The 21,822-nt window shown below is 45.7% G+C and carries 22 protein-coding genes and 1 tRNA gene; 10 read left to right on the forward strand and 13 right to left on the reverse strand.

Annotated features, from left to right (window positions below; genetic code table 11):
* Nucleotides 1-42 precede the first annotated feature (42 nt).
* The 5 genes from QUA27_RS00125 (at nt 43) to QUA27_RS00145 (ending at nt 1,860) form a co-directional block, all read left to right on the forward strand.
* Nucleotides 43-237, forward strand: a complete 195-nt coding sequence (locus tag QUA27_RS00125) for a hypothetical protein (RefSeq protein ID WP_333065547.1) — start codon at nt 43-45, stop codon at nt 235-237.
* 432 nt (nt 238-669) lie between these two features.
* Nucleotides 670-1,053 carry a hypothetical protein gene (locus QUA27_RS00130; protein ID WP_333065548.1) on the forward strand — a complete coding sequence of 128 codons (384 nt, stop codon included), beginning with the start codon at nt 670-672 and terminating at the stop codon, nt 1,051-1,053.
* 9 nt (nt 1,054-1,062) lie between these two features.
* The gene (locus QUA27_RS00135; RefSeq protein ID WP_333065549.1) at nt 1,063-1,197 is read left to right on the forward strand and encodes a hypothetical protein; all 135 of its coding nucleotides are present in this window, start codon (nt 1,063-1,065) and stop codon (nt 1,195-1,197) included.
* Between the two features lie 86 nt (nt 1,198-1,283).
* Nucleotides 1,284-1,472 carry a DUF2949 domain-containing protein gene (locus QUA27_RS00140; protein ID WP_015178546.1) on the forward strand — a complete coding sequence of 63 codons (189 nt, stop codon included), beginning with the start codon at nt 1,284-1,286 and terminating at the stop codon, nt 1,470-1,472.
* Nucleotides 1,473-1,644: 172 nt separating this feature from the next.
* Complete coding sequence (locus tag QUA27_RS00145; protein WP_333065551.1) at nt 1,645-1,860, forward strand: hypothetical protein; 216 nt, start codon at nt 1,645-1,647, stop codon at nt 1,858-1,860.
* Between the two features lie 26 nt (nt 1,861-1,886).
* Here the strand turns inward: QUA27_RS00145 and QUA27_RS00150 are convergent.
* From QUA27_RS00150 to yqeK, 5 genes are all read right to left on the reverse strand, one after another.
* Nucleotides 1,887-1,963: transfer RNA gene (locus QUA27_RS00150), tRNA-Met, on the reverse strand.
* Between the two features lie 118 nt (nt 1,964-2,081).
* Entirely contained in the window at nt 2,082-3,035 is a 954-nt protein-coding gene (locus tag QUA27_RS00155) for an asparaginase (protein ID WP_333065553.1), read from the reverse strand.
* A gap of 180 nt (nt 3,036-3,215) precedes the next feature.
* Nucleotides 3,216-3,725, reverse strand: a complete 510-nt coding sequence (locus QUA27_RS00160) for a CGLD27 family protein (RefSeq protein WP_333065555.1) — start codon at nt 3,723-3,725, stop codon at nt 3,216-3,218.
* A 2-nt stretch (nt 3,726-3,727) separates the two neighbouring features.
* Complete coding sequence (gene rsfS, locus QUA27_RS00165; protein ID WP_333065557.1) at nt 3,728-4,147, reverse strand: ribosome silencing factor; 420 nt, start codon at nt 4,145-4,147, stop codon at nt 3,728-3,730.
* 138 nt (nt 4,148-4,285) lie between these two features.
* Nucleotides 4,286-4,921, reverse strand: coding sequence for a bis(5'-nucleosyl)-tetraphosphatase (symmetrical) YqeK (yqeK, locus tag QUA27_RS00170; protein WP_333065558.1), 636 nt, complete (start codon nt 4,919-4,921; stop codon nt 4,286-4,288).
* Nucleotides 4,922-5,226: 305 nt separating this feature from the next.
* Here yqeK and QUA27_RS00175 point away from each other — a divergent pair, with 305 nt between their 5' ends.
* The 3 genes from QUA27_RS00175 to QUA27_RS00185 all read left to right on the forward strand — a co-directional run bounded on the left by QUA27_RS00175 (nt 5,227) and on the right by QUA27_RS00185 (nt 7,763).
* Entirely contained in the window at nt 5,227-6,549 is a 1,323-nt protein-coding gene (locus QUA27_RS00175; protein ID WP_333065560.1) for a Na+/H+ antiporter NhaC family protein, read from the forward strand.
* A gap of 124 nt (nt 6,550-6,673) precedes the next feature.
* Nucleotides 6,674-7,567, forward strand: a complete 894-nt coding sequence (locus tag QUA27_RS00180) for a DMT family transporter (protein ID WP_333065562.1) — start codon at nt 6,674-6,676, stop codon at nt 7,565-7,567.
* A 4-nt stretch (nt 7,568-7,571) separates the two neighbouring features.
* Nucleotides 7,572-7,763, forward strand: coding sequence for a hypothetical protein (locus QUA27_RS00185; RefSeq protein WP_333065564.1), 192 nt, complete (start codon nt 7,572-7,574; stop codon nt 7,761-7,763).
* Nucleotides 7,764-7,943: 180 nt separating this feature from the next.
* On the opposite strand, the gene QUA27_RS00190 is transcribed toward QUA27_RS00185, so the two are convergent.
* From QUA27_RS00190 to QUA27_RS00210, 5 genes are all read right to left on the reverse strand, one after another.
* On the reverse strand, nt 7,944-9,212 hold the full coding sequence (locus QUA27_RS00190) for a WcaI family glycosyltransferase (RefSeq protein WP_333065566.1): 1,269 nt from the start codon (nt 9,210-9,212) through the stop codon (nt 7,944-7,946).
* A gap of 161 nt (nt 9,213-9,373) precedes the next feature.
* On the reverse strand, nt 9,374-9,811 hold the full coding sequence (locus tag QUA27_RS00195; protein ID WP_333065568.1) for an ATP-binding protein: 438 nt from the start codon (nt 9,809-9,811) through the stop codon (nt 9,374-9,376).
* A gap of 547 nt (nt 9,812-10,358) precedes the next feature.
* Nucleotides 10,359-11,360 carry a sugar transferase gene (locus QUA27_RS00200; protein WP_333065569.1) on the reverse strand — a complete coding sequence of 334 codons (1,002 nt, stop codon included), beginning with the start codon at nt 11,358-11,360 and terminating at the stop codon, nt 10,359-10,361.
* 396 nt (nt 11,361-11,756) lie between these two features.
* Entirely contained in the window at nt 11,757-12,425 is a 669-nt protein-coding gene (locus QUA27_RS00205) for a DUF3318 domain-containing protein (protein ID WP_015178535.1), read from the reverse strand.
* A gap of 814 nt (nt 12,426-13,239) precedes the next feature.
* Nucleotides 13,240-14,295, reverse strand: a complete 1,056-nt coding sequence (locus tag QUA27_RS00210) for a hypothetical protein (protein ID WP_333065571.1) — start codon at nt 14,293-14,295, stop codon at nt 13,240-13,242.
* On the opposite strand from QUA27_RS00210, the gene QUA27_RS00215 reads away from it, so the two are divergent.
* Both QUA27_RS00215 and QUA27_RS00220 read left to right on the forward strand, forming a co-directional pair.
* Nucleotides 14,294-14,455 carry a hypothetical protein gene (locus QUA27_RS00215; RefSeq protein ID WP_333065573.1) on the forward strand — a complete coding sequence of 54 codons (162 nt, stop codon included), beginning with the start codon at nt 14,294-14,296 and terminating at the stop codon, nt 14,453-14,455. The two genes, QUA27_RS00210 and QUA27_RS00215, sit on opposite strands and share 2 nt — an antisense overlap.
* Nucleotides 14,456-14,680: 225 nt before the next feature.
* The gene (locus QUA27_RS00220) at nt 14,681-16,564 is read left to right on the forward strand and encodes an AIPR family protein (RefSeq protein ID WP_333065574.1); all 1,884 of its coding nucleotides are present in this window, start codon (nt 14,681-14,683) and stop codon (nt 16,562-16,564) included.
* Nucleotides 16,565-16,662: 98 nt separating this feature from the next.
* On the opposite strand, the gene QUA27_RS00225 is transcribed toward QUA27_RS00220, so the two are convergent.
* The 3 genes from QUA27_RS00225 to bchL form a co-directional block, all read right to left on the reverse strand.
* Nucleotides 16,663-18,072, reverse strand: a complete 1,410-nt coding sequence (locus QUA27_RS00225) for a ferredoxin:protochlorophyllide reductase (ATP-dependent) subunit N (protein ID WP_333065577.1) — start codon at nt 18,070-18,072, stop codon at nt 16,663-16,665.
* A gap of 476 nt (nt 18,073-18,548) precedes the next feature.
* Entirely contained in the window at nt 18,549-19,973 is a 1,425-nt protein-coding gene (locus QUA27_RS00230; protein ID WP_333065579.1) for a DUF5331 domain-containing protein, read from the reverse strand.
* 34 nt (nt 19,974-20,007) lie between these two features.
* Nucleotides 20,008-20,874 carry a ferredoxin:protochlorophyllide reductase (ATP-dependent) iron-sulfur ATP-binding protein gene (bchL, locus tag QUA27_RS00235; RefSeq protein WP_006634709.1) on the reverse strand — a complete coding sequence of 289 codons (867 nt, stop codon included), beginning with the start codon at nt 20,872-20,874 and terminating at the stop codon, nt 20,008-20,010.
* Between the last annotated feature and the right edge of the window lie 948 nt (nt 20,875-21,822).

Raw genomic sequence — 21,822 nt, forward strand, 5'->3', positions numbered from 1 at the left:
GAACGATTATGAACCCACAACATTCGGGTTAAGTACAACCTGATGAGCGCAGATTTTGAAGTTGAGAGGGTTTTAGTCGGCAAAGTGCTGTTAATAACTCGGAATCTGCTGGTGGCAACTGAATATTCAACGACTGCCACCGCCATCTTAGCGCGATCGCGAGCTTTGGGAACATTGGCGATCGAGATGAATGCAGTATCAATCCTCCATGCAGTCTACACGCTCATACTATTATAGATTTTGAGATTAAAGAATTGAATAATTGGGAAAAACTGATTCTGTAAGGGTTTAGAAGTTGCCTGCTGTTGCATTCTTTTTTTTAACCGATTTCTGAAACCTGGTTTTTTTAGCATTTTGGCGGGCTGTCACTAACTATTCTCGTGAACAAACCAATTGGTGAATAGCCACCCGTCCATCCACCACTAAATATTTTTCCACTTCTGAGGTGCCCTAATCAAACAAATCGAGTTTTTGGTTGAGTCATTCCTGTCAGGGGTTTCAACCGGGTTGCTGGGTTAGTTGTATTTTTCCGATAGCGCGATCGAAAATTATAAGTTTTCACAGCAACTGCAATTGATATCTCCACAAGCAGCTACTTTGGATAGAGTGCAACTTAATGCCGACTCGGTACAATAAGCGCATAGTAGGATGCAACTAGCGGAGGTATGGATGATGAACGCAGTTATTGCTACTCTTGGCACTGCTCTCGGACTGAGCTCAATTTTTATCGGTTTGACCCCGGCGGTTCTCGCCCAACAAAGACTGCAACCAGCGCCCCAATATTCGGAAACGACTTTATCTGGGGATTCATTGAGGGCTGTGGAGGACAGAACCTTAGACTCGGACTACCAAAACTTGATTGGTGAACCAGAAACGCCGGCTAATTCTGCTAGAAGGGAAAGCAGCTTGGGCGACACCTTTCGCCTCAAAATCGATGGTCCATTGGAATTTATTACTACTCCTTCGGACGCCCAGCGTCAAGGAAATCCTTTACCTCCAAAACAAACCGACAGCGGTACAGAAGCGGGAGTTCAGCTTCAGCTAGGACTTTAGCAATTTTAAATGAATTCATTTAAAGCAAGCGATCGCGGAACCCAATTTTTGACTCTCGGAGTTATTGTGACTGCGATCGCTTTTTTATCAAAGTTTTATCACAAGTTTTGTGCGGTTTCCATCACACAAGGTTCTCTATTGTGAACCTAAAATTAGACCAATTAAACTTCCGATACAGACCGATTAGATACATATCTTTACAATAGCGCATAAAACTGGCGGTGAAGGTGATGAGAAAGGCTCAACTTATCGATTATTTGCGGGGGGAGTTGGCGATATCGAATTCGGCGATCGCCGTTGCTCTCCGACACGGTGAACAAGATGCCAGCGAACTGCCGATGGTTCTGTGGCAGTACGGGTTAGTAACACTCGAACAGTTAAACCTAATTTTTGATTGGCTGGAAGCTCAGCCGACTTAGCAATTTAAAATCCTGAGTTAAAAAATATGGATATCGGATTGCAATTTTTTGACAAATAAAGCTTGCACAAACGGTCGTCGAAAAGTATAGGGTTGAGTGTTTAGGTTGAGGGTGGGTCTTATTTTTTCCCAATTAGAAAAATACAAATATACAGTAGGGACACAGCAGTGCTGTGTCCTCATTTTTTTTGCCGCCTAAAATAAACTGCTTTCATATCAAATGTGGCAGCATAGGAATTAATATTGCCCACAGATTTCGAGACGGCAGTGGCGTCTCCTCTATATCATGTCGCTCGTGCAACCGGAAACGCTATCAATCTGTCGAAGATGCGATCGCCGACGGCATGGCATACAACAGACGGCATAAAACAAACCCCAGCAACTTTTAGGTTGCCGGGGCTTGTCTTGTTTAATTTGGTGGCGGGAAGTGGATTTGAACCACTGACCTTCGGGTTATGAGCCCGACGAGCTACCAGGCTGCTCTATCCCGCGTTGCTTTGTTTCTCTTTCTAATATAAACATATCTTTCTGAAAATAGCAACCCCACAATCAAAAAAACTTTTTAGATTGTGGGAGGGGTTGCTGAAATCGGCTCAGAGTATCGATCGCCCTAAAGCATCGAAACTTCCCCGATTACCTCCAAGCGCTTGAACTCGCTGAGAGTGAGGTAAGTTTCCGAAAGAGTTTCGGCGATCGTCGGAGTAATCCACCCCAACTGCTTGAGCAAGTGAATCGCCACAGCAAATTGAGCACGCTTTCCCCCATCCGTCACCTTAATTGCCAAGCCCATGCCTTCGCCAACGCGGCCAATGCACTGCACCCCTTCGGCGCCGGATTTGCTCACCAATTCCCCTTGAGTCAAGCGCATCAGTTCCGTGTCAAATTTGCCCTCACCAGCAACCATCATCGGGTGATGAGTCATGGCGCGGACAATCCGTTCCATATCCACATTGTTACCGGAGGCTAACTGAGCGTACAAAGACGCCATTTGCCCCAACTGCAACAGATAGGTAGGAGCGCCGCAGTCGTCGCGAGCGCTGATAAACTCTTCGGCAGGCATTGCCAGCAAGTCAGCCACTTTGCCCAAAATAAGCTGCTGGACAGGATGTTTGCGGCGCAAATAAGTGTCCAGAGGCCAGTGCAGTTGCTGGCAGACAGCCAGCATTCCGGCGTGTTTGCCGGAGCAGTTGTATTGCAGGGCGCTCTTTTTGCCTTCGGGAATGGGGCATTGAAGTTTAGAGGGGTCAATGTCGCAGCGCCACAGGACGTTAAATACCTGTCGCGATTGCTCGATCGTACCTTGATGGGAACTGCAAATAATCGCTAAATCTCGATCGGTCAATTCGTAGCGTTCTAAAGTGCCAGTGGCCGTCACCGCCAAAGCTTGAAAAGGTTTGAGTGAAGAACGGACAAATGAGGCCGTTTCCGAGTTACCAGCAACAGACAGAACGCGCCCGCGGTTGTCGCAGACAGCGGCCTGGGCGCGGTGCCTCGATTCCACAATACCTTCGCGCAGCAATGTGACTTCCAGTTCGGGAGCTTGGGTTCGTTTTCCCCTTGTCATATCAATTTTAGATTTTAGATTTTAGATTTTAGATTGGGGTTCAGGAAGTTAGGAGTTGCGAGCTGCCAGTTAAGAGTTATAAAGTTAATCTTTCTGCGATCGTTTCTCACTCATGCACTCCGTGCGTGTTGTTGGCTGTGCGCGGCAATCTCAAAACTCAAAACTCCCTTGCATTCCCGATTACAAACAACTCCAAGTTAGTCCCCCGGCAACCAGCAATACTGTCAAACCATAAAATGTCTGCCGCAGACGCCTGAGAATTGGTTCTAGTTGGTAGTTGACAATCAACTGATCTTGAAGCAAAACTTCTGGAGTTTTAGGCCAAGATTGACAATCGTACCAACCAGACTCTTCGTAGACGACCGTGGGATTTGAAAGGCGCGATCGCACGTAGAACCAACCCAAGTAGAGCCGCAGCAAAGCTAATCCTAGAATAAAACCGGCACCTGCGGCACTGCTGAGGACAAACTGAGCTGGATACTTGACAGGAGCAAAGCTAGAAGCAGCTATCGGCCCCGATACCAAGCAACTCCAAGCCCACACCCAAGCTAGTTTGGCCAGGTATCCGGGCCAATTGAGTGTTACCCAGCTAAAAAACCAGGATTCTTTAAGTTCTTGGTATTCATTGATCGGTCGCTGTTCTTGCGGAACGGGACAAATAGAAGCAGAAACGTTTTTCACATTAGCCATCCTCACGGCGCGGGGGAAAAGTCAATGCGTTCGGCGTGTCCCCAGAACGCTTCTAAATTGTAGAACTCCCGCTCTTGAGGCTTCAAAATGTGAATGATCGCGTCGCCGTAGTCCATGACCACCCAACTAGCGTCTGATAGGCCTTGTGTACGCAGTGGCAAGCGTTGCCACTCTTCTTCCACTTGGTCTGCTATCGCTTGGGAGATGGCTCGTACCTGCACATTGGAAAATCCGGTGATGATCGCAAAGTAGTCTGCCAAGTAGCATACTTCTGACACGCGGAGCAATACAATATCTACTGCTTTGCGGTCATCGGCTGCTTGGGCAACGGTCATGATCAGGCCACGAGCTTCGTCTGAGGAGGTGCCGTCGGTTGCTGTAGACTGAGCCCTGGAGTATTCGAGTTGAGTTAGATCTGACATTAAGTGTTTAATTTCCTAAGTGATAGGGTAAGGGGAAAGGGGTGCGCTATTCGCTTTCGGTTTTTGGCAGTTTGAGACGGGAAATAGGAGTTAGGTTGAAGCTAAAAGTAAGGACAGGATTTCTGGTAAATTTTACTTTTAACTTGTGATTTCTTCGATCGACTTCTTCGTCGAATTTCCTGTTTCCGGCGATTCGCGGGCCATTTGCAGCGCCCAATTCCGCGTAAGTACAGTGCGGGGGTGTATGTAGCAGCGAGTTTCTAGCAAATATTTCAGAGAATAATCGCTAGTTTGCCACACGGCTGCATAAAGATTTTGCAAGCTTGCCTCGCGCAGTGCTTCTAGTTGGGCTGTGTTGCCGCGGCTCGGCTCTATGGTATCTGCTACAAATACCGTACAACTGAGCTGGCTCATGTTTGGTCTGCCAAGGGTGTGATTGGCGATTGCGTCCAAAATTTCTCGATCGACCACCCCGAATTCGTCTCTGGCGACGATCGCGCTCGCGTCTGCGTGCAGCAAATGCGGGTGTGCTTCCAACACTGAGTCTAACTCTAAACCTTCCTTCTGGGCCATTTGCAGCAGCAGGTGAGGTTTGAAGTATTTTGCCAAATCGTGCAACAAACCGGCCGATCGGGCTTTTGCTTCGTCGAGGCCGTAATGGCGTGCCAAGTCACCTGCTGTCTGTTCGACTCCGAGGATGTGTTTGATGCGGGCAGCAGGAACTCTGTCTGACAGCCAAGCTAGAACGTTTTCGCGCGCGGGTGCAAGTGTCAAATATTAACTCCAAAATTGTATGAGCTACTATTTTAGCGTTTTGTTTCGATCGGCTGCTGTGTCGGACACGCAGGGGTGTGGTGGCTTCTGGGATGGGGAGGGGTGAAGGGGGCGATCGGCTTTTGGGGAGATACGTTATCTTTTCTGGTAACTGCTTAAATATTAGACTTGAATCGCATAAATCTTGGATACACTTTTTCAAACCGCAGATTAACGCAGATTAACGCAGATGCTTTTCATGATTATTTGCGAATGCTGCCAATTCAATTATCTTCAAAACTATCCCTACCAGAACAAATAGTCTAATGGACTTGCTATTTTTTGTAATTATCTCATTTGTTCTACTTTTAGTTAGTGCCATCAAAGGTTATTTTGTCGTTTATCCGCTGCTTGCTTCTCTGGGAATTTTTATTTCCATTTTGTTACACAGAGGATTTCAACTAAAAAGCTTAATCAAAATGGCTGTGACTGGAAGTCAAAAGTCTTTTTCAGTAATTGGTATTTTACTTTTAATCGGTGCAGTCATGGCTGTCTGGATGGCTGCGGGAACCGTTCCGGTTCTCGTGTATTGGGGAATTAAATTGATTAGCCCTCAGTATTTTATATTTTCGGCGTTTATCTTAACTAGCATTGTTTCTGTGATGCTGGGAACTTCGTTTGGGACTGCGAGCACGATCGGTATCGCATTAACGCTCGCGGCAAGGGGCAGCGGTGTCAATCCCAATATGGTTGCGGGGGCAATTGTTGCCGGAGCTTATTTTGGCGATCGGTGTTCTCCGATGTCTTCGAGCGCTAATTTGATTGCTACCATTACCCGCACACAAATTTATACGAACCTCAAAAATATGGCAGTAACAACGTTCTATCCGCTGATAGTTTCCAGCATCTTGTATTTAATCTTATCCTTAGCCAATCCCGTTGAACTTGTTGGCAATAACCTGACTTTTGAAATGGCCAAAGCCTTCAATCTTAACTGGATAACTTGGCTGCCAGCCTTGACAATTTTAATTCTTTGTGTGCGGCGAGTTGAAGTCAAAATTGCAATGGCTGTTAGTGTAATTGCTGGAAGTGCGATCGGCATTTTCGTCCAAGGTTATTCGCCGCTCGAAATTCTGCAATTCGCCCTCACCGGCTTTAAGTTAGAATCAACTTCTAGTTTAAAAGATATTGTGGCAGGAGGAGGGATTTTGTCGATGGTCAAAGTTTCAATAGTTGTGATTGTATCGACAGCATTTGCAGGCATTTTTGCGGGAACGAGAACCCTAGAATTTATTGAAGTGTATCTAAACAAAGCTCGATCGAGAGGCGATTTATTTTTGGGAACGACAGTCATCAGCATTTTATCAGCAGCATTTGGCTGCACCCAAACAATCGCCATCCTCCTGACTCATCAGCTAGTTGAAGAGAAATACCGAAAAGAGGGATTAGATGATTATCAACTTGCCGTAGATTTGGAAAATACCGCTGTTGTGATTTCTCCATTAATTCCTTGGAATATTGCCGGATTAGTGCCTGCTACTGTCTTGGGTGTCAATTCAGACTTTATCCCCTATGCCTTTTATTTGTATCTCATTCCCTTATTTAACTTAGTTCAAATAAAAGTGGCTAAACCACATCATAAAATGTAACCAAATAAAAATACCTCTTGCATTCATTCTCTCTCCTGTCTAAAATTACCTGCGTTTATCTGTGTCGCTCTGCCTTTCATCTGCGGTCGCTCTCTCAATCAAAGATTTATGCAATCCAAATCTCATGAATAATAAAATGTCAATGGGTTATTTTATGGCAGTAGTTGCGACGGTTATTTGGGCAGGCAACTTCATCGTTGCTAGAGCTTTGAATCAGGAGATTTTGCCTGTGAGTTTAGCTTTCTGGCGATGGGCGATTGCTGTGGCAACTTTGGCTCCATTCACCGTGCGGGCGGCAGTTGCCGACTGGAAATTGATTCAAAAATACCTCCCATACTTGACTGTATCGGCGCTGTTAGGGGTGACAACTTTTAACACTTTAATCTACGTTGCGGGTCACACAACCTTAGCGGTGAACATGGCGTTAATTGCCACTTCATCCCCGGTTTTTATTGTACTTATGTCTCGTCTTTTTTACGGCGAACTTATCTCGTTAACGCGCGCCACAGGCATGGCGATCGCAGTCAGCGGTGTTGTATTGTTAATCGCGGGAGGGTCGTTAGAAAAGCTGCTGAGTATTTCGTTTGCGATCGGCGATCTGTATATGCTGTTGGCATCTATAATCTTTGCTGCATATACTATGCTGGTAAAGCGCAAGCCGCCCAAGCTGCGGATGACAACTTTCACTTTATGCACTTTTAGCTTGGGGCTGTTGTTTTTATCGCCATTCTATGCAGTGGAATGTTGGATTTATCATCCTGTGGTATTGAATCCTTCGATCGCCCTGGCGTTGCTTTATGTTGGGGTTCTTTCGTCGGTAGTGGCGTTTCTAGCATGGAATCAGGCGATCGCCCTCATCGGCCCGAACCGCACTGCCTTAATCTATTACCTGATTCCGGTTTTTAGCGGTATTTCTGGGCGGCTGTTTCTAGGTGAAGCGATTTCGTTGGTGCATATTTTTAGTACGTTGGCGATCGTCTCCGGCATTATTATTACTAACTGCACTGAGTCACAATGAAATTATGGGCGATCGACAATGGACGGGATTTGAAGACTTGCGTTACTACAAACTTAATGATAATAATTTAAATGGACATGACATCAGTCACCGCCCCGTCAATATTTCGACAATTCCGGTTCAATTCCAGCCGATCGCTATTGAGTCCCCAACTGCTCTAATTCTTGTTGGGTGCGATCGCCTCTTTTTGTGCTAAATCAGCCGTGGAGGCACGGGTAGGCAGAAACCGCTTTTTTTACCAAAATACTTGGTTGCAGCCCGTAGATTCGCTAAAAGACGAGGCTGGAGAGAATAAAACTGCCCCTAGGAGTCCGAGTGCGTCTAGGGCTGACCAAGCAACAGATAATTGTGGGTGTTCAATAACCTAATTATCTGATTACTTTGGCAGCGGTGCCAATATTTTCTCAGCATGACTCGCTGCCACCGCCGCAAATAAAGCTTCATAATGATTCAAAGCTTCCTCAAATCCGTAATTCTCCACAGCATAATTTCTGCCTTGCTCGCCCAAGGCATCCACCTTAGCAGGGTGCAAGTACAAATCCTCAACAGCCTCAGCCAAAGCCTGGGGATCTTCCGGCGCTACCACCACCCCGCCACCGCTTTGCTGCACTGCTTTCTGAGCCGTACCGGTTTCTGGAACCGAAGCCAAAATTGCCCGACCGCTGGCGAGAATTACTTGAATTTTTGAAGGCATATTGAAGTTAGTAACGCGGCGCTTTTGTACTACTAAACTAACATCAGCAGCAGCTAACAATTCTGGCAATTTTTCTCGCGGTTCAAATGGTAGCAACATTACATTATTAGCTTTGTAAGTTTCGCAATCTTGTTGCAAGCGCGCCAAGGCTGTTGATTCCCCCACAATTACAAAAGCGATTTCGGTTAGGTGTTTCAAACGAGCCGCTGCTTGGACAACTGTTTGCAAGCCTTGAGTGAGGGCAATATTGCCTGCATAGAGAACGACAAATTTTCCCTTGAGTTTGTGAGTTTCTCGAAATGAGTTACTTTCCTTGGGTAAGGGGCGAATAAAATTGACATCAACCCAATTGGGAACGCAAACTATTTTTTCCGGGGGTACTCCCTGAGAGTGCAATTTTTTGATAAAACCGCTGTCGATGACGCTGACTTGGCTAGCTGTGGAGTAGGCCAATTTTTCTAAAGCGTCAGCAATGCGAACTAGCAGTCCGTTTTTTTTGACCAAGCCGACGCGCACGGCTGCTTCTGAGACGATATCCTGAACGTTGAGGACGATCGGGCAAGCGCGAATCCAGCCGTAAAAGGCGACTGGGACGCAAATCGGTAAAGGGGGCATTGTCGAGAAAATCACGTCGGGACGCCAGCCTCTGAAGGCTTGGACGGCACTGGAGACGACAAAACTGCCGTCTAGCACAAGTCGGTCTAGGAGGCTGGGGTGGGGGCCGTTGACGCGCAGATAGCTGCGCTGAATTGTGACGCCGTTGTGTTCTTCGGTGAGGTACAATTTGCCCTCATATTGCGGATAAATCCGGCGCTGGGGATAGTTCGGCATTCCTGTGACGACTCGGACTTGGTGGCCCCGCTTGACTAGGCCTTGCGCTAGTTCTGTCATCAGAGGGGCAATGCCGATCGGCTCTGGATAATAGTTATAGGAATAAATTAGAATACGCATAATATTTATTTTGAAGCAAATTGTCCTCCAGCCGCGTGCATCGAGCCTGCACCCGCAGAATTGCAGAGGATGTGGTTGGGTTCCGGGTAGGACAATAGGGGGTGAGGGGATCTTCCACTCCTTGGGAAAGAAGCCGCCCTTACCGGGCGGGTATCGCGCCCTCAGCTAATGTTTTTTCGCATTACCAGGCAGTTGCGGCGATCGTCGGTACGGATATAGCGCAGATCGTCTGTGAGCTTGTACATGAAAACCAGTCCCCTTTCTCCTTCTCTGTCCAAAGGATCGCGCTGCTCTTGCATGATCGAATGCAGCTTTGCTTCTAGGTTGAACGGTTGACCCCTGTCCCAAATCCTAATTTCTAAGTAATCGGCAAACACTTTTACCTCAATGTCTATGGGCGTCGCGGGGGGCAAGTTCTGGTGAGCGTGGCGGACAGCGTTTGTAAAGCCTTCGTTGATTATCAGCCGGCACTGCCACCAGAAATCCGCTGGCAGCAGGGGCAAAACGATATTCTCCAACCATTCCAAAACGGATGTTAAAGCATTCAAGTCTGTTTCAACCTGAAGGTGCTGCTCAGCCTTTGGTTGCTTGTCTTTCATCTTTCTTCCCCCTGGTCGGCCCCCACCACCGCTGTACTCAGCGCCGGAGAGAGAGAAAAAGGAGGGCAAGGTCTTGGCAACATATTAGTTAAGTCAAGCTTGAGTTGAAGAAGCCCGTTTTGCCTCAAGGTGAGCATTCCTTTCGCACCATTTACTCGCACAGCAAATGAGAGACTTCCGATACTGTAACCCGCCTCGGTAGGGCGTTTAAATAGGGAAAATTCCCGAGTCAGCTTGCGAGGAAGTGATTTAAGCTTCGATCGTGTTAGCAGTCGGTACTTTTCTAAACACAGGTGAGTTCTTCTCGTCCTCGAAAATCATGCTGGGATAATTCGAGTATGACCTCGAACTCGCCAATTGCTAATTATTAATGCTCTGATTGCAGAGCTGGCAACTAGCTGCGCATTTTCTGGGCGTGTGAATTTTAACACTTAATGCTAACGTAGGTATCGCTAGCGATCGTCTGCTTGACTAAGTATCGAGTTCGAGTTCCCGTCCCCCGTCGGCAACAGCACCTCAAAGTTCAGCGGTTGGTTGTTGAGGGTTCCTACACAGCGCCACTATTTTTGTTAAACAGGACTGTTACAGTTTTGACAATTAGTTTGAGGTCATACACAAGGCTCCAGTTTTGTTGGTATTTTAAATCTAAACGGATGACATCTTCAAAATCGCGGACTTGAGAGCGACCGTTGACTTGCCATTCCCCTGTCATCCCGGGTTTGACATCCAAACGCTGCCACTGAGGGACTTCGTAGCGCTCAACTTCGTCAGGGGTAGGCGGTCTAGTGCCGACTAGACTCATTTCGCCTTTGAGCACGTTCCAAAACTGCGGCAGTTCGTCGAGGCTGGTTTTGCGTAAGATGCGCCCGACTTTGGTAATCCGCGGGTCGTTGTCATTTTTGAAAAATGCGCCAGAAGCCTGGTTTTTGATTTGGGCTTTCATGGCTTCGGCGTTGGTACACATCGATCGAAATTTCCAAATCCGAAATTGTCTGCCCATCCAGCCACAGCGGGTTTGACCGAAAAATATCGGGCCTGGATCGTTGATAGTGATTGCTGCAGCTATGGGTACGAGCAAAATTCCTGTAATCATCAAACCAACTATTGCCCCAACAATGTCTATCAGCCGCTTCACCCACGATTGCACTGAGGGGTGGGTCATCGGTAGCTGATTGTCCGAGGGGTTGGTCTCTGTGGGAGTTGAGGTTGCAGAGGGCTGCTCGATCGTCAGCACTTGATCTAGGCTGGTGAGAGCAAATACTGCCATCACCTGCGGCTTGAGGCTTCGGAGCACCAAGTCGCTACCACGCTGTTTGGCAAATTTCAGATTGCTGACTAAAGCACCGATCCCGCTACTGTCGATGAATGTCGTCTGACTGAAGTCTAGGACAATCTTGCTGGGAACGGTGGTGCTTTCCGAAAAAAGTTGCTGGCAGGTTGTCTTGAAGTTTACAGCTTCAAGTACGCTCAAGCGCACGGGTATGTGAACTGAGGGAATCTCGTCCGAGTACGTTACCCGAAAATCTGCCTCTGGGGTTTGACTGACCATGAAGTCCTGGTTTCAAATTTCAAGCTGATGTCTTTAGCCTATTCTGTCCTAGCAGCTCCACCTTTACCAAATATTATGGTTAACAAAAGGGTAGCTTTATACAAACTTTACAAAAACGCCTGCAAACTCGCCCGCCGAGAATGATATCAAAGGCAAAAATAGACTTAAGTCTACCAGCGCCAGTTTTGACCCAAAGATTTTTGAACGCAGTCGCGGGCAAACTTTGACATCGGAATCAAGATTTTTGTGGATTCAGGCCGATTAATCTTGTCGTTAATAATTTTCGTAGCTGTCTTGCACCAGATAGCCATCGCAGTTAACAGTTAACAGCTAACCCACAAGTCAACAGTTAACGGTTAACTGGAAAACCCCCGTAACCAGCGTCGGGGGATGAGGTTAAGAATTGTAGACGTTTTCTGACTGGGAGGTTTCGCGGGTGATGGGTTTGACTTTGGCTTTGGCTTTGGCTGCGTTGCGTTTGAGGGCCTGGAGACGAGCTTCGTATTTAGCCCGCTGCTGTTTTTTGGAGGTTTGCTCGATTAAGGTTTTTAAGGCGCTGCCGAGGCTTTTGTAGGCATTTGGGAGTGTGTAGCCGAAGCGGGTGGCGAGGGCGAGGGCTTTTTCGTCGGCGTCTACTGCTTCTTTTAAACTTTTCTCGCCGTTGTTTTTTTGGTAAAGTCTCCAGCCGGAGACACCGCACAAGGATAGGGCTAGTAACAGCAGCAAGCCGTCTTGCACCCAAAGTTCGCCGACAGCGCCGCCTAAACCAATGGCGAGGGCTGCCATTTCCCAACCGTCTCTGGGGATGGTGTCGTTTTGGATTCTGGCGACTTCGTGCCAAAATAGGAGGTTCCGCTGATCCATTGCTAGCTGTTCCCAGCGGATCAGGTCTATTTGGATTTCTACCTGGTCTTTGCCTATTTCTTCGCTGCGGATCAGGGTAGGATTAACTTCTATTGTTTTTTCTACTGTTACCCAACTTTGGAGTTCTGGGGGCAGTATGTTTTTCAAGCGCCGGATCTCACTCATCTCGGCTCTTGCTGTAGAGGTTGCATAGGATGTCATAGCTCCGGCCTATTGATTTTCCAAAGGTTAATATATGTCTATTTCTGGAGTATAGCAAACCTTTAATCAAAATCTAGTCGAGTAACGGGGGTCGATCGACCAATACTTGCAAATTTACTTGATTTTAGTCTCAGGGGGCGATCGCAACTGCCTGCTCGATCATTTCCGTTGGAGTATTTGAGCGGCGGACTGACAATCATCTAAGCCATAAAGTACCAGTTATCCTACTGCTATTTCTGGCTTCGGCTTTGACAATTTTTTTGGCAAAAACAGCGTTTTTTGTGAATAACTTATTACTGTTTTCTCGATTTTTATACCTTGGCTTTATGCAAGGTTAATTAACAGCTTTCAATATTCGATAGTAACTTGACTAGGATTTAAATATTACATCATCATTCTACCTCAAATATCTTTCTAGTTCTGATATATTTAAGCTGCTGATTGAGATAGGAAGTCGAGGGGTTGTGGAGAGCTGTTTAGCCGTGATATTTTAACTTTAATTCCGACATCCCGGCTAAGTCTTTTCTGTGAGTTTGGGCAATAAAACTTGTTGAAATTTCTCATGTTTTTATATTTATCTATAACCAAATCATTGTGAGCTGAGTTAAATAGCTTGCGCTTTATGCCGTTTTATGAGATCTTTATAGGCGATTAAATCTTGCCACTCTTCTAGTTGTTCCTCTATCTTATCTTTTTTTTACGTTGCTGATTAACGGTATGAACCAACTTTTTTCGGAACTTACAAAACTCACCAAACTTGGCTTATGGCAATTCCGCTCTCTTCAACTCATACCTGTATTAAGCAACGGCAAATTTAAAGTGACTTGAGAAGACCGCTTTCTAACTGATAAATTGCTGCCATGATTCCACTTTCAGGATTTGTGAGCAGGGACTTTTTAACATCTTTCAAGTATTCTACAATATGTTCCCGCAAAATCGGTCTTTCTACTTTGACTGTGTGATTGTAATCCCACAAATCCCAGATGATAATCCCGATGCCGACAATCGGGTCGATTAAACTTACTCCCAACTGACTAGCAACTGTACCGCCTGTTTTTGTGGCAACTTTGGCGGCGGCTTTGCTGGCAACTTTTGCGGTAACTTTACTACCCACTTTAGCTGCTACTCCCAAAATTAATGGTTTAGCAACTAAGTAGCCACTGCCACCAACTAATACTTTTAATGATAAATTCGAGACGTTTCCTTTGTCGCTAATTGTGGTGGCAATATCGTTCAGATATTTGTCCCAATGTACTTGCGGTATATTATAATTGTTTTGAACTACTTTCACATTCTTGCTAACTTCGGCTATGTACAAATTAGCAGTATCTTGAGTGATTAATTGAAAGCGCAGTTGAGCATTTTTTGGCACCAGCACGCGGTTAGCAAATTCTCTTTGAAAGTCTTCGGTTAATTTTTCGGAAACAGCACGAGATGCTGCTGTCATATCAAATCTGTTGAGTACGGCAGATTTTACGAAATTAAAAGGTACGGTAAACTCCATCTTTTTTTGATTGAAGTAATCGAAGTACCAATCGAGGAAGCTATTGTCTACTCGTGCGATTACTTCGGTTTCCCATTTGTCCAATTCTTTAGATGCGAAAGTTTCGGCTGTTGTATGGGATTGTTGGATAGCGTTTTTAATGTCTTGGTTGACTTTGCTAAAATCGTGTGGGGGCGAGACTACAACGGCTGTGGTTCCCGTATTTGTTAGTGATTGGGAAATTAGAAAGTTACCTAATAGGGGAATGATGACTACTAAAATTACGATCGTCCAAATCATCGGTGTCACAGTTTTGATAAACTGACCGATAACTCTGAGACGTTCTGTTTTCTCTGAATAGCTAATTTTTTCCTTGTCTTGACTCATGGCGGTTTCTCAACTGATGAGAGTTGGGCTAGTTTCGATTATAGGCGATCGTACTTGCGATCGTTTTACGGGCCTGTGGCCTGAGATTCTCTGCTGCGGAGAGAAAAAGCGCGAGCGATCTCAATATCTAGCCCGCGCAGGCGGTCGAGAGTTTGTGTAGCGATAGGTTTCAACCTATCGGATTTCCAGCTATCCCACCCGTCCTCTGCATCCTCTGGTCTTGAAGTGGTTGGTAAAATAAAATAGCGCTCTCGCAAATGGATAGACGCTCGCTAACTCTCTCGATAATTATGCTACTACGCTGTTCAAACTTAGGTATATTCCTATATTGCTTTTGACCGCCAACTACTGTATTATGCTTTTATACCACAATGAAATATTTATTATGAACGAAAGTGTTGACTTTGAAACTTTTCGTACACAGTGGCTTACGGAGGTAATCGAAGGAAATCCTTCTACGGTCGAAATAGGAAAGCGTTTTGCTAGAAAGTTGATTACTCAGTGGTTAGACGTAGATGAATCTTCTGATGATATTGTTTATTGTGATGGCAGCGGAGACGGCGGAATTGATATTGCATATCTTAATCGAGGTGAAAGTGTCGATGAAGGCACAGAAGAGGGAGACACTTGGTATTTAGTGCAAAGCAAATATGGCAAAGCATTTGCTGGTACAGGAACCCTATTAATAGAAGCTGAAAAAATAATTGAGACAGTTGATGAGCAACGAAATAATCTTTCTTCTCTAGCTCAAGATTTATTAGAGCGGTTAATTAACTTTAAATTAAAAGCATCAGAACGCGATAAACTAATAGTAATTTTTGCAACACAAGAACCATTAAATGAGGAAGAAAAACGGGCAATTAATGATGTTCGGGCAATGGGAATAAGCCGACTCGGAGGAATATTTGATGTTGAATCAGTGTCGATAGCCACTATTCACCAGCGCATATTAAATAAGCGTGCTACCAGAATCAAACTTTCAGTAAAGGCGCAAGATGCCAGGGGAGATAAGTTACTTGTAGGTGCAGTAAAACTCAGGGAGTTGTATGACTTTATGAAAGCATACCGCGACCAAACAGGTGACTTGGATCAGCTATATGAAAAGAATGTACGCCGTTTTTTAGGGGCTCGAAGAAAGGTTAATAAAGCCATAAAAGAGACGCTAGAGCAAGAACCAGAAAATTTTGGTTTATATAACAACGGGGTTACGATTGTTGTTAAAGATTTTAAAAAGCTTAGGAAAGGTTTTGAGTTGGTTGAACCTTATGTCGTCAACGGCTGTCAAACAACTAAAACAATTTGGGATGTTTTATTTAAAAAACTTGAGTCAGGTGGTACTGGTGTTCCTAGTAAAGAACTAACTGAATGGCATCAAAAACTAGAGCAAGGAGTAATTATTATGAAGGTTGTTAAAGTAGATGCTGAAAATGAAAAACTATTAAATGATATCACACGCTATACAAATAGTCAAAATGCTGTTAACGAAAAAGACTTTATTACCTTGACATCGGATTTTCGTACTTGGGCAAAGAAGATAGCGGAGGAATACAACCTATTTCTAGAAATACAGCGTGGTGGTTGGGATTCGCGAAAAGCTTTGCAAAGGCAAAATCCTACTTATCCTCAGTTTAAGGAGTGGGCCAATGCTTTTGACCTCTTCAAAGTGTATGGTGCTGGTTGGCTTAAAGAAGCAGGACTAGCTTTTGGTACAAATCCACCCTTTTTGCCAGATGGAGAGATTTTTAAAAAAATCATGCAAAAAGAAGACGGTACAGTCCCATTTGGAGTTGATGATTTGTATGCAGCATATCTATTGCAAAAAACTGCCACTGAAAAATATAAATTTGGACGCGAGGGGATACATAGTCGTCGCTTTACTCGTTTCTTATTTTACATGGTTGTGATTGAACTCCTCAAATCTGTAATGATTGATGCACAGATTAAAATAACCAATGTACTTGTTACACAAGCATTCCTGAAGCTTTTCGATCCTCATAATAATTTAGCTTGTAATGGACTATTTGAGACAGCAATACAACTCATAGATGAGTATATGACACCAGGCAAACAAGAGTCAGTGGACAACGAGCCTGACGTTTTAAACAACTCTAAGGATGTCAAAGGTTATATGCGATGGGAAAAGCTAGGCAAAAATAAAGAATCTTCACCTATATTGATAGATTTGTTAGCACTTCACCAAAGAGTTATGAAACGAAGCATAGGCGGTCAGGAATCACATTTTGATTTGATTTTAGCAGCAATAAAATAAATAACTAATCCGCGTTCATCTGCGTTAATTTGTCTAGATCAGCGGTTCCTAAAAAAATAAGGTGAGCAACGCCCACCTTACTCTCTTCCTAAAAACGATTAAACCTTCGCTTCTTTCTTCACCAAATCACCCCAACCCAAATCCTTCAGCGAATTATTCCGGCGCAGCGGACGAGTCACCAACTCCAAAATATCCCGCGCATTACCAAAGCCGTGAATCTGAGCAAAAGTAAACTCAACAGACCACTTAGTATTAATCCCCCGCGCTTCCAAAGGATTAGCGTGAGCCATACCAGTAATCACCAAATCAATATTCTGCTCGTAAATCCGCTGAAGCTGATTGTAATTGTCTGGTTTCTCCACAATCCGAGGAGTAGGAACTCCCATCTCGTGACAAGTTTTTTCTAACAACGCCAATTCAGCTGCCTGATAGCGCTTGTCCATGTAAGGAATGCCAATTTCCGGACAAGTCATGCCGCAGCGAATCAAGAAACGTGCTAAAGAAATCTCCAGCAAATTGTCGCCCATAAAGAAGACAGATTTGCCGCGAATTATTTGCAGGTAATCTTCCAAACCAGCCCAAATTTGCGCTTCCCGTTCGTCCAAACCTTTTGGTTCAATTCCTAACACTGAGCAAATCTTCTCAATCCAAGCGCGAGTTCCGTCTGGGCCGATCGGGAATGGCGCACCAATTAGCTTACACTTGCGGCGGCGCATCAACGTAGAAGCTGTGCGCGACAAGAACGGATTCATACCCGATACATAATAACCTTCTTCCAAGACTGGCAATTCAGTGTAGCGCTTGGAAGGAAGCCAACCGGAAACTTTGATTCCTTGCTTCTTCAATTCTAGAGTTAGCTGAGTAACAACCGGATCGGGCAAAGAACCGAAAAGTACCAGCGGTGTGTGCTTGACATATTCCGATTCATCTGCTGCAACTTCCTCTTTTTTCTTCCCGAAATTCAGCAGTTGAGAGATAGCATTTCTTTCTTGCTTCTGAGCTTCTACAACAGGAGCTTTGTCAGGGCATTTAGCAGCCATCGCTGCCAAAACAGTATCTTCCCCTTGAGTAAAAGCGTAATCCAAGCCGTTAGCGCGCGCTGTGACGATGGGAATGCCAATTTCAGCTTCCAGCTTCGGCGCTAACCCTTCCAAATCCATTTTGATGATTTCGGTGGTGCAAGTGCCGATCCAAACAATTACACTCGGGTTACGATCGCGCTTAATTTGCAAGCACAGCCGCTTCAACTCATCATAATCGTTTAACTGAGCGGAAATATCGCCCTCTTCCAACTCAGCCATCGCATAGCGAGGCTCAGCAAAAATCATCACGCCCATTGCGTTTTGCAAGAAATAGCCGCAAGTCTTAGTACCGATTACCAAGAAAAAGCTATCTTCAATTTTTTGATAAAGCCAAGCTACGCAGCTAATCGGACAAAAGGTGTGATAATTGCCTGTTTCACATTCAAAGTTTAAAGCTTCCGGTTCATTAGTAGTAATAGCAGTCATATCTCAAATCTTCTCCCTTTAAATTGTTTTTAGTCTGGAACAGGACAGGCTCGCTAAGCGAGGAAATACCTGTTTTTTGCGATCGCCTCGTTGCTCTCGCGGACTATAGAAATAGGTTGTTTTCCCTCTCAAACGCGAACAGGCACAGGAGCGAAAAAAATCTGTTTTTTGCGATCGCGCTGAAGCAGCGAACAATAAATAGAAATACCTGATTTTGGGCTAATTCCTCTGAAAAATAGATGCAACAAACTCAATATTTCCGCAGCCGCAGCATCCAAAATTTGAGCTAAAAAATTCTGCGCGAGGGCATACAATCCCTCACAGCAGGGATTTAGTTTACTTCAAATCGCTAAGGAAAAAAGCCTTTTGGCAGTTGTGAGTTGGAGCTAATAAAAAATTAACAACTCGCAACTCACAACTCACAAATAGAGCGGCAAAATTCAAGACTAGAAGAGATGCGGGCGATCGCCACAACCTCACTTAAAATCCGACAAAAAGCCCGAAATTTCTTCATCCTCATCGTCGGAATCCAAATCGCCGAGACCTAGAGCATCTAAATCATCTTCATCGGGATCTCCGGTAGTTGCTTCCCCCAGATCGTCGAGTCCGAGATCGTCGAGGTCATCGTCATCAGATACAGAGAAATCGTCAATACCGTCATCGTCCAAGTCACCCAGATCCATGTCTAGGTCATCTGAGGTCGCTGTCCCAAACGGATCAGGTATTTCTTCGGCGACAAACTCTGCATCTTCTTCCCCAAACGGATCGGATATTCCCGATTCGAGATCCCCAGAGGTCAAAGTCCCAAATTGTGAGGCTTCTTCTTCCTCGTCATCGCCGAGGTCGAGACCGCCCAAAGCCGAGGCTTCTTCTTCCTCGTCATCATCGCCGAGGCCGAGACCGCCCAAAGCTAAGGCTTCTTCTTCCTCGTCATCATCGCCCATATCAAAGTCAGATACGGCGTCTTCCTCATCGTCGCCCATATCAAAGTCAGATACGGCGTCTTCCTCATCGTCGCCCATATCAAAGTCAGATATGGCGTCTTCCTCATCGTCGCCCATATCAAAGTCAGATATGGCGTCTTCCTCATCGTCTTCGAGACCGAGAGCGTCCAAAGCCGAGGCTTCTTCCTCATCATCGTCCATGTCGAAGTCAGAGACCGCTTCTTCCTCCTCGTCATCGTCCATGTCAAAGTCGGAGACCGCTTCTTCCTCCTCGTCGTCCATCTCGAAGTCGGAGACCGCTTCTTCCTCGTCATCGCCCAAGTCGAAGCCAGAGACTGCTTCTTCCTCAAACTCATCGAAGGATTCGTCGGAGCTCAGTGCTGACGCACCAGCAGCCAGACCGGCTGCTCCGGCGACTCCGGCAACTACTCCGGCTGCTGCTAAGGCCGCACCGCCCAATTTATTAGATTTGGCATCAGCGGGTGCAGCAGTTGCAGTTTGAGCTGCTGCGGGTGCAGCAGTTGCAGTTTGAGCGACTGTGGGTGCAGCAGTTGCAGTTTGAGCGACTGCGGGTGCAGCAGTTGCAGTTTGAGCGACTGCGGGTGCAGTAGTTGCAGTTTGAGCTGCTGCAGGTGTTGGAGATTTACCGGCCGTCTGCGGCGCGATATTTGAGGGCATACCCAGCGCGATGTCCGGGTCAAAATTTAGTCCCAACACTTCGATCAGGCTGTCTGCATCCGGCTTGAGTTTTGAGAAGGGCAGCATTAATTGCTGGAGTTCCGGCTCCAGGGCAGCCGCAATTCCCAGGATGAGGTAAGAAACAGGCCTTTTCCCGCCGTCGGGTGTGGCGACCGTGTTCTCAGCCGTCATGTGCAGGAGCAGCCAAGCCCGATTTACCTGGTAGTAGTCCAACCACTTCTGTTTGAGAGCAACTGAAAAAGTATCAAAAAAAGCCATAACCTCTTTATCCTCATCCTGATCGCTAGACCTATTAAACCATCATCAGGTCTAGCTCATCTTCCTCCTTCTTGACCACCGGTTGCACTGGATTTAGATAAAAATCTGAAAGTAAGGCGAATAATTCGCGATCCGGCGTGTCGTTGGGCACTACTCCTTCGGGCATTGCCAAAATCTGGTCGGCGATGTTGAGGTAGTAATCGCAGACGTAGTTAAGGGAAGGATCGCTTTCGGCCATCTCAAACAATGTTTTGCCTTTGACGCGAGAAACTCGGATGTCTTCAATCAGGGGCAGCACTTCCAGCACCGGCATCGGTACAGAGTCAATGTACTTGTCGATCAAGTCGCGCTTTGAGGTGCGGTTGCCAATTAAACCGGCGAGCCGCAACGGGTGAGTGCGGGCTTTTTCGCGGACTGAGGCGGCGATGCGGTTAGCTGCAAATAAAGCATCGAACCCGTTGTCGGTAACAATCATGCAGTAATCGGCGTAGTTCAAGGGGGCTGCAAAACCGCCGCACACTACGTCACCGAGCACGTCGAAGAGGATGATGTCGTATTCGTCGAAGGCATTGAGTTCTTTGAGGAGTTTGACGGTTTCACCGACTACATAGCCCCCGCAGCCAGCTCCTGCGGGAGGGCCACCTGCTTCTACGCAGTCAACGCCGCCGTAGCCTTTGTAGATGACATCTTCGGGCCAAACGTCTTCGTAGTGATAGTCCTTTTGCTGAAGGGTGTCAATAATTGTGGGGATCAAGAAGCCAGTGAGGGTAAATGTGCTGTCGTGCTTTGGATCGCAACCGATTTGCAAAACTTTCTTGCCGCGCTTGGCTAGGGCAACGGAGATGTTGCAGCTTGTTGTCGATTTGCCAATTCCACCTTTTCCGTAAACTGCGAGTTTCACTCTTTGTTCTCCTATAGGTTTCTATCAAAACGATGAGGGCTGGGTTTTCCTGCTTGTTTTCGATCGCCCAATTGCAATAGCCCAATTGCAATAGCCCAATTGCTATTCCCTTACTGTCAGTCGATTTGAGCTTTCAGATTTGAGATGAAAGAATGGACTCCACAGATGAATCTGGGGGTTGTCTCTCACTAAAATTTTCGATCTCGACGACTTTTGTTTGGGATTTGTATCCGTCTTTGGGTTAAGCCAACTTTGGACTCGGCCCTTAGTCACCTCGTTGAAAGCATTATTAGCTAACTTGCGATGAAAAGAAAGGGGGCGTCTAAATGAAAAGGCTAGTAAATTTGTTTATTTTCTACATCTAGGAATCTTAACGGATTTTTTGCTATATAAATCTATTTTTATATTTTTTTTAGCTTTTAAATTGATTTTAGAATACTTTTTTAATATAAAGAGGTACAAAAATAAAACAAAAATTAACTTCCAAAACAATCTGGGCTTTTGGCTTTGGGGCTAGGATGCAGGCAGTTGATGGGTTGTACGGGTAACTGGAACGGTCATCAAGGCGCTAGTGGATGAGGCAAACTCGAAGTGAGTTCGGATCAATTGGGTCAGTGGAGGGCAAAGTTATGGGATTTTAGATTTTAGATTTTAGATTTTAGATTGGGAAAGATTGACTTTGCTTGGGTTTCTGGTGTTTTGTAAAAAATTGTGAATTTTTAGGAAATGGTGGCGAGTCGGAGAGTGGGGGAGTGAGTCGGGGAGAGGTAGAGTGGATGGGGAGAGTGGGGGAGTGGGAGAATATGATGTCTTGCCAATGACTACTGATACCAGTTGAAAAAAATAATGCAACTGTAGGCCCGTGATCCAAACCACGAGCTTAATGAGTCATTTCCAATTCTTCAATTTTTCAATCTAAAATCTAAAATCTAAAATCGTATGACTGCT

The sequence above is a fragment of the Microcoleus harperi Pol14_C6 genome, assembly GCF_036701295.1.
Classification (GTDB): Bacteria; Cyanobacteriota; Cyanobacteriia; order Cyanobacteriales; family Microcoleaceae; genus Microcoleus.

Bases quoted from the DNA above. Each gene is read 5' to 3' on its own strand.
- QUA27_RS00125 (WP_333065547.1), top strand. From the start codon at position 43: ATGAGCGCAGATTTTGAAGTTGAGAGGGTTTTAGTCGGCAAAGTGCTG.
- QUA27_RS00130 (WP_333065548.1), top strand. From the start codon at position 670: ATGATGAACGCAGTTATTGCTACTCTTGGCACTGCTCTCGGACTGAGC.
- QUA27_RS00135 (WP_333065549.1), top strand. From the start codon at position 1,063: ATGAATTCATTTAAAGCAAGCGATCGCGGAACCCAATTTTTGACTCTC.
- QUA27_RS00140 (WP_015178546.1), top strand. From the start codon at position 1,284: ATGAGAAAGGCTCAACTTATCGATTATTTGCGGGGGGAGTTGGCGATA.
- QUA27_RS00155 (WP_333065553.1), bottom strand. From the start codon at position 3,035: ATGACAAGGGGAAAACGAACCCAAGCTCCCGAACTGGAAGTCACATTG.
- QUA27_RS00160 (WP_333065555.1), bottom strand. From the start codon at position 3,725: ATGGCTAATGTGAAAAACGTTTCTGCTTCTATTTGTCCCGTTCCGCAA.
- rsfS (WP_333065557.1), bottom strand. From the start codon at position 4,147: ATGTCAGATCTAACTCAACTCGAATACTCCAGGGCTCAGTCTACAGCA.
- QUA27_RS00175 (WP_333065560.1), top strand. From the start codon at position 5,227: ATGGACTTGCTATTTTTTGTAATTATCTCATTTGTTCTACTTTTAGTT.
- QUA27_RS00180 (WP_333065562.1), top strand. From the start codon at position 6,674: ATGAATAATAAAATGTCAATGGGTTATTTTATGGCAGTAGTTGCGACG.
- QUA27_RS00185 (WP_333065564.1), top strand. From the start codon at position 7,572: ATGGGCGATCGACAATGGACGGGATTTGAAGACTTGCGTTACTACAAA.
- QUA27_RS00190 (WP_333065566.1), bottom strand. From the start codon at position 9,212: ATGCGTATTCTAATTTATTCCTATAACTATTATCCAGAGCCGATCGGC.
- QUA27_RS00195 (WP_333065568.1), bottom strand. From the start codon at position 9,811: ATGAAAGACAAGCAACCAAAGGCTGAGCAGCACCTTCAGGTTGAAACA.
- QUA27_RS00200 (WP_333065569.1), bottom strand. From the start codon at position 11,360: ATGGTCAGTCAAACCCCAGAGGCAGATTTTCGGGTAACGTACTCGGAC.
- QUA27_RS00205 (WP_015178535.1), bottom strand. From the start codon at position 12,425: ATGACATCCTATGCAACCTCTACAGCAAGAGCCGAGATGAGTGAGATC.
- QUA27_RS00215 (WP_333065573.1), top strand. From the start codon at position 14,294: ATGGCGGTTTCTCAACTGATGAGAGTTGGGCTAGTTTCGATTATAGGC.
- QUA27_RS00210 (WP_333065571.1), bottom strand. From the start codon at position 14,295: ATGAGTCAAGACAAGGAAAAAATTAGCTATTCAGAGAAAACAGAACGT.
- QUA27_RS00220 (WP_333065574.1), top strand. From the start codon at position 14,681: ATGAACGAAAGTGTTGACTTTGAAACTTTTCGTACACAGTGGCTTACG.
- QUA27_RS00225 (WP_333065577.1), bottom strand. From the start codon at position 18,072: ATGACTGCTATTACTACTAATGAACCGGAAGCTTTAAACTTTGAATGT.
- QUA27_RS00230 (WP_333065579.1), bottom strand. From the start codon at position 19,973: ATGGCTTTTTTTGATACTTTTTCAGTTGCTCTCAAACAGAAGTGGTTG.